This is a genomic window from Limimaricola variabilis (genome assembly GCF_014195545.1).
GTDB classification, from domain to species: Bacteria; Pseudomonadota; Alphaproteobacteria; order Rhodobacterales; family Rhodobacteraceae; genus Limimaricola; species Limimaricola variabilis.
In genome coordinates, this window is sequence record NZ_JACIBX010000002.1 from 312,335 (window position 1) to 323,613 (window position 11,279).

Sequence of the window (11,279 nt, forward strand, 5' to 3'; positions counted from 1 at the left end):
GCGCCTCAATTCTCGGTCAGGGATTGCGACAGGGTGTCGGCGGCGGCGAGCGCCTCGGCGCGGGTCCGGGCCGGTGCGAGCCATTCGGCCAGCGGCTCTTGCACCGGGTCGGGCAGGGCCTCGATCTCGGCGATCGCCTCGTCGAGACGACCGTCGCGCAGCGCGGCTTCGGCGCGTGACAGGACGGCATCGGTGGTCGTGCCCTCCTGCGGCGCGGTGGAGCGGAGCTGCAGCGTGTCGCGGAAGAAACCGGCGACGCGGCCGCCCTCCTCGCCGGACAGCCCCTCACGCCGCGCCGTGGCGAGCGAGAGCCGGGCCGGTTCGGGGAAGGCTTCGATCAGCTCGGAGCGGCTGGCCACGCCTTCCTCGGCCGGCGCGGCGAGAGCCTCGGGGATCTCGGCGGGCGAGGTCGCCTGCAGCTCTTCGAGCAGGGCGGTGTAGGGCTCTCCGGTCTCGAGCGCGGCTTCGATCTCGGCCAGGGTGGCACGGGCCCGGGCACGGGCGGCGACCGCCGCGGCCTCGGCCTCGATCTCCTCGGCGGTGCGGCCGACGCTGGCCACTTCCTGCGCGGCCTCTTCGGCCATGCGGGCGATCTCCTGCGCCTGCCGCTCCAGATCGGCGCGCAGCGCGTCGACCTCGGCCTGCCAGCGCGCGACGGCCTCGCGCGCCAAGGTGCCGTCGGGACCGGCGGAGGCCTCGGCCTCGGTCAGGCGGGTTTCGAGGGTGTCGAGCCGTTCGGACAGTTCGGCCTGGCCGGCGTCGAGACGCGAGCCGAGATCGGACAGGTTGGTTTCGGTCTCGGTCCGCAGCCCTTCGATCCCGTCGGAAAGCGGGGCGATCTCGCCCTCGAGGGCGCCCAGTCGGGTTTCGAGCGCGGCGGTCCGGTCGCTGTTGTCGAACCAGATCCAGCCGATGCCGAGACCCAGCGCCGCAGCGATCAACCCGCCCAGCATTCCGGCGCCGAAGCCACGGCCGGTCGCGCCGGATCCGCTGCTTGTGGCAGGGGCGGTGGAGGGGGGCATCATGGAAGCGGTCGAAGCGGTCGAAGAGGCGGGCTTCGCCTCCGGCTTGGCATCGGCGTCCGCACGGGGCGCGCGGGTCACGGCCGGCATCGCGCCGGCGGCGGAGGCCGGTGCAGGGCGAGCCGTGGTGCCGAGATCGACCCCGGCGCTGGCGCCGCGCTTCGTCGATTTCGGCGCCTCTTCCGAAGCGTCCTTGCCGGCGGCGGTCGAGGCCGCCGTGCCGGTTTCGGCGGTCTTGCCGGGCTTGGCCTTCTCATCGGTACCGGCAGTGGTCGCACGCGATCCGGTTTCCGGGGTGACGGGGCCGGTCTTGGGCGTATTCGACTCCGGTGTCTTCGGCGCGTCGGAGGGGGTGGTCATCTTGTCGTCGGGACGCGGCTGCGCCGCCTCGCGGGGGGGAGATGCCGGGGTCTGGGGCTTTTTCGCGCCATCCCTTCCGCCGGGGGTGCCTGTCGTCCTACGTGCCAAAACCTGTCCCTTCCGTCCCCGTGCGCGGCAGATTTTCCCTGCCGCGGCTGCATTTGCCGACCCTAGCCCGGCCCGTCGCGCGCCTCAAGCGCCCCCCGAGCGGCGGGTCGTGGAACCGAACGCCGCATGAGCGGCAAGGGTTGCGTCGATCATCGCCGGGCCGTCCGGCCGAGCTGCCAGTGTCACCCCCTCGACACGGCCGGCGAGCGGCGCGGCCGCGGCCGGGCTGATCGCCACCGCGTGGAGCGGTGCAATGGACGGCAGCTGCGCCGCGAGCAGCGCTGCGCTGCGCGGCGAGAAGACCGGCGCCACCACCGGCGCACGCCCCGCCAGCGCCGCCTGGCCCGCGGCGGGCAGGGGCTGCGCCGACTGCGCATAGACCACCGCTTCGGCGCAGTCGCGCCCGGCGCGGCGCAGCCGCTCCGCGACGTCGCCGCGCTGATGGTCGCCGCGCAGATGCAGGAGCGGCCCGGCATCGGGCGCGTCGAGGATCGCGGCGATCAGCGCCTCGGCGTCGCCGCCCCCCTCGCGCGGGAGCAGCCCCGCCGCCTGCGCCGCCTGCGCGGTGCGGGGCCCGACGCACCAGGCGGGCAGGCCCGTCAGTCCCATCCGCACCGCCCCGGCCGCACCGCGCTCCGAGGTCAGGATCAGCATGGCGGGCGTCGTGTCAGGCGGTGGCGGCGTCACCTCGTCGATGCGCAGCAGAGGCGCGATCGCGGCCACCAGATGCCGCCCCGCCGCGACCTCCAGCTCGGCCAGAAAGCGCCGCGCCGCCGCCTCGGGGCGGGTGAGCAGCAGGATCGGTTCCGGCATCGTCCCCCCTTCGCGGCATTGTTCGGACCCCCGGGGGATGCTAGCTGCGACAGGCGCAGGCGCAAGCGGGGCGGACATGGCCACACTCACCATTCTCGGCATTGAATCGAGCTGCGACGACAGCGCGGCGGCGGTGGTGCGCGGCGGGCCGGACAGGGCCGAGGTGCTGGCCTCGGTGGTGCGCGGCCAGGCGGATCTGCATGCCGATTTCGGCGGCGTCGTACCCGAGATCGCGGCCCGCGCCCATGCCGAGGTGCTCGATCACTGCGTCGAGGCGGCGCTGGAGGAGGCCGGACTGGCGCTGCCCCAGATCGACGGCATCGCGGTGACCGCGGGGCCGGGCCTGATCGGCGGCGTGCTGTCCGGGGTGATGCTGGCCAAGGGGCTGGCGGCGGCCACCGGGCTGCCGCTGATCGGCGTCAACCACCTCGCGGGGCACGCGCTGACGCCGCGTCTGACCGACGGGCTCGAATTTCCCTACCTGATGCTGCTGGTCTCGGGCGGGCATTGCCAGTTCCTCGTGGTCGAGGGCGAGGATGCGTTCCGCCGTCTCGGCGGCACGATCGACGACGCGCCGGGCGAGGCCTTCGACAAGACCGCGCGGCTTCTGGGCCTGCCGCAGCCCGGCGGCCCGGCGGTCGAGGCCGAGGCGCGGCATGGCGATGCGGGGCGGATTCCGCTGCCGCGCCCGCTGCTCGACCGGCCGGGCTGCGACATGTCCTTCTCAGGACTCAAGACGGCGCTGCTGCGGGCCCGCGACGCCGAAATGGCCGGGCGGGGCGGCCTGACCCGCGCCGCGCGCGCCGATCTGGCGGCGGCTTTTCAAAAGGCGGTGGTCGAGATCCTGCACGAGAAGACGCGGCGCGCGCTCGAGATCTATCTCGACCGCGCGCCGGCGCGCCCGGCCTTTGCCGTAGCGGGGGGCGTCGCCGCGAACGGGCCGATCCGAGGGGCGTTGCAGGGGCTCTGCGCCGAACGTGGCGTGGCGTTCTCGGCGCCGCCGCTCGGCCTGTGCACCGACAACGCGGCGATGATCGCCTTTGCCGGGCTGGGACGGCTGGCCGCGGGCGCGACCGACGGGCTGGACCTCGCGGCGCGGCCGCGCTGGCCGCTCGATGCGGGCGCGGCACCGATGATCGGATCGGGCAGAAAGGGGGCCAAGGCATGAGGATTGGGATCGCGGGAGCGGGGGCGTTCGGCGCGGCGCTGGCGGTAGCGCTGGCGCGGACAGGCCGCGAGGTGACGCTCTGGGCGCGCGACGCGGCAGCGGTGGACAAGGCACGCGAGAGCCGCCGGGTCGAACGGCTGCCCGAGATCGATCTGCCGGCGAGCATCGACATCGTCTCGGATCTCGATGCGCTCCTGCCTTGCGACACGATCCTGCTGGCGCTGCCCGCGCAGGCGACGCGCGGCTTCGTCACCGCCCATGCCGAGGCGCTGGCGGGCAAGGTGCTGGTGGCCTGCGCCAAGGGCATCGACCTGACGCGCCTCACCGGCCAGACCGCGATCATCGCCGAGGCGGTGCCCAGCGCCACCCCGGCGCTGCTGACCGGGCCGAGCTTTGCCGCCGACATCGCGCGCGGCCTGCCGACCGCGTTGACGCTGGCCTGCATCGACGAGGGCTGCGGCGCGGCGCTGCAGGCGGCGCTGTCGACGCCCGGCCTCAGGCTCTATCGCACCGCGGATGTCATCGGGGCGGAGCTTGGCGGTGCGCTCAAGAACGTCATCGCGATCGCCTGCGGCGCCTGCATCGGCGCGGGGTTCGGCGACAGCGCGCGCGCGGCGCTCATGACCCGCGGCTTTGCCGAGATGCAGCGTCTTGCCGCCTCGCTCGGGGCCCGGCCCGAGACGCTGATGGGCCTGTCGGGCTTCGGTGATCTGGTGCTGACCTGCTCGTCCGAGCTGTCGCGCAACTACCGCTACGGGCTGGCGCTGGGCCGGGGCGAGAGCTTCGACACGGCCACCACGGTGGAGGGGGCGGCCACCGCGCGGGCGGTCACCGACCTGGCCGCCGCGCGCGGCCTCGACCTGCCGATCTCGGCCGTGACCGCGCGCATGGTCGCGCATGACCTCACCCCCCATCAGGCGCTCGACGCGCTGATCAACAGACCGCTCAAGGAGGAAAGCGAATGAGCTTCGCCGTCATCACCCGCGACAAGCCCGGTGCGCTGCAGATCCGCCGCGACACCCGCGAGGCGCATCTCGAATATATCGAATCCACCGGCGTGGTGGCCATGGCCGGGCCGTTCCTCGACGCCGAGGGCAACATGGACGGCTCGCTGGTGATCCTCGAGGTCGAGGACCGGGCTGCGGCCGAGGCCTGGGCCGAGAACGACCCTTATGCCCGCGCGGGCCTGTTCGAGAGCGTCGAGATCCGCGCCTGGAAGAAGGTGATCGGCTGATGCGCTACTGGCTGTTCAAGTCCGAGCCCAATGTCTGGTCCTGGGACGACCAGGTCGCCAAAGGCGATCAGGGCGAGGAATGGGACGGGATCCGCAATTACCAGGCCCGCAACTTCATGCGCGAGATGCAGATCGGCGATCGCGGGCTGTTCTACCATTCCAACATCGGCAAGGAGGCCGTGGGTGTGGTCGAGGTCTGCGCCACGGTGCATCCCGACAGCTCGACCGACGATCCGCGCTGGGAATGCGTCGACATCCGCGCGCTCTATCCCCTTGGGCGCGCGGTGCGGCTCGACGAGATCAAGGCCGAGCCGCGGCTGGCGGAGATGGTGCTGGTCAACAACTCGCGGCTTTCGGTGCAGCCGGTCTCCGAGGATGAGTGGCGCGTGATCCACGAGCTGGCGGGATCTCTGGCCGAGGCATAGCGCGGAGCCGCCATCCGGGGCATTCTGGGCAAAACCGGAGGGACCACGGATGACGTTACTCTCGATCCTGCTGGCGGCGCTGGCATCCTTCGCGCTCGGCGCGGCCTGGTACATGGCGCTGGCCAAGCCCTGGATGGCGGCCTCCGGCGTCAAGCTCGGCGAGGATGGCAAGCCGCTCAACAGCGGCTCGCCGACGCCCTATCTCGTCTCCTTCGTCGCGATGCTGATCATCGCCACGGCGATGCGCTATTTCTTCGGGCTGGCGGGGATCGATACCGGGATCGGCGGGCTGATCGGCGGTCTCGGCATCGGGGCGCTGTTCATCGCGCCGTGGATCACGCTCAACACCGGCTATTCCGATCGGCCGTGGTCGCTGGCGGTGATCGATGGCGGCTACGCGGCGCTGGGCTGCGCGGCGATGGGCCTCGTGCTCGGGCTGTTCTGAGGGCGGGTATACGGGGGGCGGCACGCTGGCCAGCACCCCCGTTCTCACCCGCGGACTCCCACCCGGCGGATCACTGAAACTGGGGTCTGGCCCTCCTGGCCGACACCGGGAGGCATAGGCCCGAGGGCGATTCGAGGCAAGGATTCCATGCCTCGAACTCGGTGCGAAACCACGCGATTTCCTCAAGGAACCGTCAAGTTCCGTCGCGGTTGACCCCCTGTATCACGGGAGGCTGCCGCATGACTTTCACTGCCCAGATCGGCGCCGCGATCGTGGCCCTGATCTTCGCCTCGGTGCATCTGCTCAGCCCCAAGCTGGTGTTCCTCGACCGCACGCCGCGCAGCATCTGGCTCTCGGCGGCGGGCGGGGTGTCGGTGGCCTATGTCTTCGTCCACCTGCTGCCCGAGATGTCCGAGTTCGGCGAGATGGTCGCGGGCGAAGAGGCGGGGCATGGGGGCTTCGCCGGGATGGGGGTCTGGCTGCTGGCGCTGACCGGTCTGGTGGTGTTCTACGCGCTGGAACGCATGGCGCGGCGACGGGCCGGCAACCGGGACGGCACGGAGTCGCCCGCCGGGGCCTTCTGGCTGCATCTGGGCGGCTTCGGGGTATACAACTTCCTCGTCGGATACCTGCTCGAGGAGCAGCTGCGCGAGGAGGGCTTCGGCGGCATGATGCTCTACGCTGTGGCGCTGGGGCTGCATTTCGTGGTCAACGACCGCGCGCTCTATGCCCATCACGGGCGGCAATACCTGCATGAAGGGCGGTGGCTGCTTGCCGCGGCGGTGCTGGCGGGCTGGCTGGCGAGCCTCGTGTTCGAGATCCCCGAGGCCTGGATCGGCGGCGGTTTCGGCTTTCTGGCCGGCTCGGTCGTCCTCAACGTCATCAAGGAAGAGCTGCCCGAGGAGCGCGAGAGCCGACTCTGGGCCTTCGCGCTGGGTGCTGCGTTCTACGCCGCGCTGCTCGTGATGGCGTGAAGGGCGGGCCCGGCGGGCCGCCCGAGACCGGTCAGTAGCGGTAATGCTCGGGCTTGAACGGTCCGTCGACGGTCACGCCGATATAGTCGGCCTGCTCCTTACGCAGCTCGGTCAGCTTGGCGCCGATCCGGCCCAGATGCAGCCGCGCGACCTTCTCGTCGAGCGCCTTGGGCAGGATGTGCACGCCGGGCGCATAGGCCTCGGCGCGGGTCCAAAGCTCGATCTGCGCCAGCACCTGGTTGGTGAAGGAAGCCGACATCACGAAGGACGGGTGCCCGGTGGCGTTGCCGAGGTTCAGGAGCCGGCCCTCGGAGAGCAGGATGATCCTGTTGCCCGAGGGCATCTCGATCATGTCCACCTGGTCCTTGATCCGGGTCCATTTGTGGTTGCGCAGGCTCGCGACCTGAATCTCGTTGTCGAAATGGCCGATATTGCCGACGATCGCCATGTTCTTCATCTCGCGCATATGCTCGATGCGGATCACGTCGCGGTTGCCGGTGGTGGTGACGAAGATGTCCGCGGTGGCGACCTCGTCCTCGAGCAGCGTCACCTCGAAGCCGTCCATCGCCGCCTGCAGCGCGCAGATCGGGTCGACCTCGGTGACCTTCACCCGCGCCCCGGCGCCGCGCAGGCTCGCGGCCGAGCCCTTGCCGACATCGCCATAGCCGCAGACCACGGCGACTTTGCCGGCCATCATCGTGTCGGTGGCGCGGCGGATGCCGTCGACGAGGCTCTCCTTGCAGCCATACTTGTTGTCGAACTTGGACTTGGTGACGCTGTCATTGACGTTGATCGCCGGGAAGGGCAGGCGGCCCTTTCTGTGAAGCTCATAGAGCCGGTGCACGCCGGTGGTGGTCTCCTCGGAGACGCCGCGGATCGCCTCGCGGGTCCGGGTGAACCAGCCGGGGCTGAGCTCCATCCGCTTGCGGATCTGGGCGAAGACCACTTCCTCTTCCTCGGAGGTCGGGACGCCGAGCACGTCCTCGCCCGCCTCGGCCCGCGCGCCCAGCAGCACGTAGAGCGTGGCGTCGCCGCCATCGTCGAGGATCATGTTGGCTCCTTCCTCGAACTGGAAGGAGCGGTCGAGATAGTCCCAATGCTCCTCGAGGCTCTGGCCCTTCACCGCGAAGACCGGGATGTCCTGCGCCGCGATCGCCGCCGCCGCGTGGTCCTGGGTCGAGAAGATGTTGCACGAGGCCCAGCGGACATCGGCGCCGAGCGCCACCAACGTCTCGATCAGCACGGCGGTCTGGATCGTCATGTGCAGCGAGCCGGTGATCCGGGCGCCGGTCAACGGTTTCGCGGCGCCGTATTCCTCGCGCAGCGCCATCAGGCCCGGCATCTCGGTCTCGGCGATCTCGATTTCCTTGCGACCCCAGTCGGCCAGCGCGATGTCCTTGACGATGTGATCCTGAGCCATCGGAGCCTCCTCTGGGCGAGTTCGGGGAACTGACAAGCCAGTTAACACTACGTAAACGGGCTGACAATTGCGGCGGCGCGCCGCGACATGCTAGGCCCGGACGGGGCCAAAGGGGGAACGGCATGGCGAAGGCACGGGCGTGGCAGCGGATGCTGTCGGGGCGCAGGCTCGACCTGCTCGACCCGACGCCGATGGATGTCGAGATCGATGACATCGCCCACGGGCTGGCCTTCGTCGCGCGCTGGAACGGGCAGACCCGGGGCGACCACGCCTATTCGGTGGCCGAGCATTCGCTGCTGGTCGAGGAGATCTTCGGGCACTGCCATCCCGCCGCCGGGGCGCGCGACCGTTTGGCGGCGCTGCTGCACGACGCGCCCGAATACGTGATCGGTGACATGATCTCGCCGGTGAAGGCGGCGGTGGGGCCGGGCTACGGCGCGCTCGACGCGCGGCTCACCGCGGCGATCCACCTGCGTTTCGGCCTGCCCGCGAGCCTGCCGCTCGAACTCAAGCGCCGGATCAAGCGCGCCGACAAGATCTCGGCCTGGCTGGAAGCGGTACGGATCGCGGGGTTCTCGGAGGCCGAGGCCGATCGGCTGTTCGGGCGGCTCGACCGCAATCTCGCGACGCGGTTCGAGATCCGGCTGAGACCGCCGCGCGAGACCCGCGCGGCCTTCGTCGCACGTCATCAGAGCCTGCTCGCCGCGCTTTAGAGCCTCAATTCGCGAACGGGGCCTGCGCGCCCCACAGCTCCCGCACCCGGGCGTCGCGGCCGCAGCCTCCGCGGTAGCGCTTGTAGGCTTCGGACTTCGGCACGAAGAGCCCGACCGAGCTTACCGAAAGCCGCTCCGAGGATTTGTAGTAATCCTGGTGATAGGCATCCGCCGGGTAGAAGCGTGCGGCGCCGAGGATCGGGGTGACGATCTGGCGGCCCAACGCCTGCTGCGCGGCCTGCTTGGCGGCCTCGGCCGCCTGGCGGTCACCGGCATCGGCGAAGATCGCGGTACGGTAGGAGGGGCCCCGGTCGCAGAACTGCCCGCCCGCGTCGGTCGGGTCGATCGAGCGGAAGAACAGGTCGTAGAGCTGCCGGGCGGTGACCTTGGAGGGGTCGTAGGTGATCTCGACCGCCTCGTAATGGCCGGTCCCGCCGCCGGTCACCTGCTCGTAGGTGGGATTGGCCGTGGCGCCGCCAGCAAAGCCGGACACTGCCTCGATCACGCCGCCGACCTTCTCGAAATCGGCCTCGACACACCAGAAACAGCCGCCCGCGACGGTGATCGTCTCGGTCGACTGGGCCTGCGCCACGGGCGCGAGAAGCGCGACGATGGCGGCAATGGCGAAAGGCATACGGGGCATGGGGTTATCTCCCTCTCTCCTCACGCAATTGTGCGCCACGCGGAAAAGGGAGCAAGACAAGGCTGCGTGATCCGGCCGTGACCAGAGCCGCAGGAGGGGGGCGGCGCCGGACCCGAGGACCCGGCGCCGAAGCCGTTACTTCACCCGGCGGTTGCGGGCGGCGAGCAGCTTGAGACGCAGCGCGTTGAGCTGGATGAAGCCCTTGGCGTCGACTTGGTCGTAGGCGCCGGCATCCTCTTCGAAGGTCACATGCGCCTCGGAGTAGAGGCTGTGATCGGACCAGCGGGCGATGGTGCGCGCCGCGCCCTTGTAGAGCTTCAGCCGGACGGTGCCGGTGACGTGCTCCTGGCTCTTGTCGATCAGCGCCTGCAGCATCTCGCGCTCGGGCGAGAACCAGAAGCCGTTGTAGATCAGCTCGGCGTAGCGCGGCATGATCGAATCCTTGAGGTGGCCCGCGCCGGAATCAAGCGTGATCTGCTCAATGCCACGGTGGGCTTCCAGAAGGATCGTGCCGCCCGGCGTCTCGTAGATGCCGCGGGACTTCATGCCGACGAAGCGGTTCTCGACGAGGTCGAGGCGACCGATGCCGTGCTTGCCGCCCAGCTCGTTGAGCTTGGTCAGGATCGTGGCGGGGCTCATCGCCTCGCCGTTGATCGACACGGCGTCGCCCTTCTCGAAGCCGATCTCGACGATCTCGGCTTGGTCCGGCGCGTCCTCGGGGTTCACCGTGCGCTGGTAGACGTAGTCGGGCGCGTCCTGCGCCGGGTCTTCCAGAACCTTGCCCTCGGAGGAGGTGTGCAGGAGGTTGGCGTCGACCGAGAAGGGCGCCTCGCCGCGCTTGTCCTTGGCGATCGGGATCTGGTGCTGTTCGGCGAACTCGATCAGCTTGGTGCGCGAAGTCAGGTCCCACTCGCGCCACGGCGCGATGACCTTGATCTCGGGGTTGAGCGCATAGGCGGCCAGCTCGAAGCGGACCTGATCGTTGCCCTTGCCGGTGGCGCCATGCGCCACGGCGTCGGCGCCCTCGGCCTCGGCGATCTCGACGAGGCGTTTGGAGATCAGCGGCCGGGCGATCGAGGTGCCGAGCAGGTAGAGGCCTTCATAGAGCGCGTTGGCGCGGAACATCGGGAAGACGAAGTCGCGCACGAACTCCTCGCGCAGATCCTCGATGTGGATCGAGGTGGCGCCCATCATCTCGGCCTTCTTGCGCGCGGGCTCCAGCTCCTCACCTTGGCCCAGATCGGCGGTGAAGGTCACCACCTCGCAGCCATATTCGGTCTGCAGCCATTTCAGGATGATCGAGGTGTCGAGACCGCCGGAATAGGCGAGGACGACCTTCTTCGGGGCGGGCTGGGCGGCCATGGGCAATTCTCCGTATGGGCGTTCAGGGGCGTGCGTTAAAGGCTTTCGGCCCTTGGGGCAAGCGCGCCTCGCGGGCGCGAGCGCGGTAGAAGCCCTTCGGCGAAGGCATGCGCAAAGGCGCGGTCACCCGCATTGCCCAGCCGCGGCGCAGCCTCGGCCAGCGACATCCACAAGGCGCGGTGGCCCGGCTCGGAGGGCGGGCCATGGGGCCGCACCGGGCGGGCGGTATAGATATGGCACAGCTTCTCGCCCCAGATGCCGTAATCGGGCATCCAGACGAAGCGGCGGAAGGCGCCGAGCCGGCGCGGCGCGCCGATCCGCCAGCCGGTCTCCTCGAACACCTCGCGGTGCAGCGCCTGCAGCGGGCTTTCGCCGGGATCGATGCCGCCGCCGGGCAGCTGGATATCCGCCGGGTCGTTGATCTTGCAGGTGAGCAGCAGGTCGCCGCCGCGTTCGAGAATCGCGTAGACCCCGGGGCGGTGGCGGTAGCTCTGGCCGCGCCGCACCTGTTCGCCATGGCGCCGGATCATCCCTTTTTGTCTCCCGACAAGCTTCCTATATGGTCGCGGTATGCCCATCCCCGACACGCAAG

13 protein-coding genes are annotated in these 11,279 nt (G+C 70.2%); 7 read left to right on the top strand and 6 right to left on the bottom strand.

Annotated features, from left to right (window positions below; all coding sequences use genetic code 11):
- Window positions 1–5: 5 nt before the first annotated feature.
- Window positions 6–1,382 carry a COG4223 family protein gene (locus tag FHS00_RS04605; RefSeq protein WP_183470313.1) on the bottom strand — a complete coding sequence of 459 codons (1,377 nt, stop codon included), beginning with the start codon at window positions 1,380–1,382 and terminating at the stop codon, window positions 6–8.
- 192 nt (window positions 1,383–1,574) lie between these two features.
- Window positions 1,575–2,303: a uroporphyrinogen-III synthase gene (locus tag FHS00_RS04610; protein WP_183470315.1), complete on the bottom strand. Its 729-nt coding sequence runs from the start codon at window positions 2,301–2,303 to the stop codon at window positions 1,575–1,577.
- Window positions 2,304–2,379: 76 nt separating this feature from the next.
- Here FHS00_RS04610 and tsaD point away from each other — a divergent pair, with 76 nt between their 5' ends.
- The 6 genes from tsaD (at window position 2,380) to FHS00_RS04640 (ending at window position 6,549) form a co-directional block, all read left to right on the top strand.
- On the top strand, window positions 2,380–3,471 hold the full coding sequence (gene tsaD, locus FHS00_RS04615; RefSeq protein ID WP_183470317.1) for a tRNA (adenosine(37)-N6)-threonylcarbamoyltransferase complex transferase subunit TsaD: 1,092 nt from the start codon (window positions 2,380–2,382) through the stop codon (window positions 3,469–3,471).
- The gene (locus tag FHS00_RS04620) at window positions 3,468–4,436 is read left to right on the top strand and encodes an NAD(P)H-dependent glycerol-3-phosphate dehydrogenase (RefSeq protein WP_183470319.1); all 969 of its coding nucleotides are present in this window, start codon (window positions 3,468–3,470) and stop codon (window positions 4,434–4,436) included. Before tsaD ends, FHS00_RS04620 begins: the two co-directional genes overlap by 4 nt.
- Entirely contained in the window at window positions 4,433–4,705 is a 273-nt protein-coding gene (locus tag FHS00_RS04625) for a YciI family protein (protein ID WP_183470321.1), read from the top strand. Before FHS00_RS04620 ends, FHS00_RS04625 begins: the two co-directional genes overlap by 4 nt.
- Entirely contained in the window at window positions 4,705–5,130 is a 426-nt protein-coding gene (locus FHS00_RS04630; RefSeq protein WP_183470323.1) for an EVE domain-containing protein, read from the top strand. Before FHS00_RS04625 ends, FHS00_RS04630 begins: the two co-directional genes overlap by 1 nt.
- Window positions 5,131–5,179: 49 nt before the next feature.
- The gene (locus FHS00_RS04635; protein ID WP_183470325.1) at window positions 5,180–5,575 is read left to right on the top strand and encodes a DUF1761 domain-containing protein; all 396 of its coding nucleotides are present in this window, start codon (window positions 5,180–5,182) and stop codon (window positions 5,573–5,575) included.
- A 239-nt stretch (window positions 5,576–5,814) separates the two neighbouring features.
- On the top strand, window positions 5,815–6,549 hold the full coding sequence (locus FHS00_RS04640) for a hypothetical protein (protein WP_183470326.1): 735 nt from the start codon (window positions 5,815–5,817) through the stop codon (window positions 6,547–6,549).
- 31 nt (window positions 6,550–6,580) lie between these two features.
- Here the strand turns inward: FHS00_RS04640 and ahcY are convergent, their stop codons facing one another.
- Window positions 6,581–7,969 carry an adenosylhomocysteinase gene (gene ahcY, locus FHS00_RS04645; protein ID WP_183470327.1) on the bottom strand — a complete coding sequence of 463 codons (1,389 nt, stop codon included), beginning with the start codon at window positions 7,967–7,969 and terminating at the stop codon, window positions 6,581–6,583.
- 122 nt (window positions 7,970–8,091) lie between these two features.
- On the opposite strand from ahcY, the gene FHS00_RS04650 reads away from it, so the two are divergent.
- Window positions 8,092–8,682, top strand: coding sequence for an HD domain-containing protein (locus tag FHS00_RS04650; RefSeq protein WP_183470328.1), 591 nt, complete (start codon window positions 8,092–8,094; stop codon window positions 8,680–8,682).
- A 4-nt stretch (window positions 8,683–8,686) separates the two neighbouring features.
- Here FHS00_RS04650 and msrA read toward each other — a convergent pair whose 3' ends face one another.
- The 3 genes from msrA to FHS00_RS04665 all read right to left on the bottom strand — a co-directional run bounded on the left by msrA (window position 8,687) and on the right by FHS00_RS04665 (window position 11,217).
- Window positions 8,687–9,325, bottom strand: a complete 639-nt coding sequence (gene msrA, locus FHS00_RS04655) for a peptide-methionine (S)-S-oxide reductase MsrA (RefSeq protein WP_183470329.1) — start codon at window positions 9,323–9,325, stop codon at window positions 8,687–8,689.
- Window positions 9,326–9,460: 135 nt separating this feature from the next.
- Window positions 9,461–10,687 (bottom strand): argininosuccinate synthase, encoded by a 1,227-nt coding sequence (locus FHS00_RS04660; RefSeq protein WP_183470330.1) that lies wholly within the window; start codon window positions 10,685–10,687, stop codon window positions 9,461–9,463.
- 35 nt (window positions 10,688–10,722) lie between these two features.
- Window positions 10,723–11,217, bottom strand: coding sequence for an NUDIX domain-containing protein (locus tag FHS00_RS04665; RefSeq protein WP_183470331.1), 495 nt, complete (start codon window positions 11,215–11,217; stop codon window positions 10,723–10,725).
- Window positions 11,218–11,279 lie beyond the last annotated feature (62 nt).

Bases quoted from the DNA above. Each gene is read 5' to 3' on its own strand.
- FHS00_RS04605 (WP_183470313.1), bottom strand. From the start codon at position 1,382: ATGACCACCCCCTCCGACGCGCCGAAGACACCGGAGTCGAATACGCCC.
- FHS00_RS04610 (WP_183470315.1), bottom strand. From the start codon at position 2,303: ATGCCGGAACCGATCCTGCTGCTCACCCGCCCCGAGGCGGCGGCGCGG.
- tsaD (WP_183470317.1), top strand. From the start codon at position 2,380: ATGGCCACACTCACCATTCTCGGCATTGAATCGAGCTGCGACGACAGC.
- FHS00_RS04620 (WP_183470319.1), top strand. From the start codon at position 3,468: ATGAGGATTGGGATCGCGGGAGCGGGGGCGTTCGGCGCGGCGCTGGCG.
- FHS00_RS04625 (WP_183470321.1), top strand. From the start codon at position 4,433: ATGAGCTTCGCCGTCATCACCCGCGACAAGCCCGGTGCGCTGCAGATC.
- FHS00_RS04630 (WP_183470323.1), top strand. From the start codon at position 4,705: ATGCGCTACTGGCTGTTCAAGTCCGAGCCCAATGTCTGGTCCTGGGAC.
- FHS00_RS04635 (WP_183470325.1), top strand. From the start codon at position 5,180: ATGACGTTACTCTCGATCCTGCTGGCGGCGCTGGCATCCTTCGCGCTC.
- FHS00_RS04640 (WP_183470326.1), top strand. From the start codon at position 5,815: ATGACTTTCACTGCCCAGATCGGCGCCGCGATCGTGGCCCTGATCTTC.
- ahcY (WP_183470327.1), bottom strand. From the start codon at position 7,969: ATGGCTCAGGATCACATCGTCAAGGACATCGCGCTGGCCGACTGGGGT.
- FHS00_RS04650 (WP_183470328.1), top strand. From the start codon at position 8,092: ATGGCGAAGGCACGGGCGTGGCAGCGGATGCTGTCGGGGCGCAGGCTC.
- msrA (WP_183470329.1), bottom strand. From the start codon at position 9,325: ATGCCCCGTATGCCTTTCGCCATTGCCGCCATCGTCGCGCTTCTCGCG.
- FHS00_RS04660 (WP_183470330.1), bottom strand. From the start codon at position 10,687: ATGGCCGCCCAGCCCGCCCCGAAGAAGGTCGTCCTCGCCTATTCCGGC.
- FHS00_RS04665 (WP_183470331.1), bottom strand. From the start codon at position 11,217: ATGATCCGGCGCCATGGCGAACAGGTGCGGCGCGGCCAGAGCTACCGC.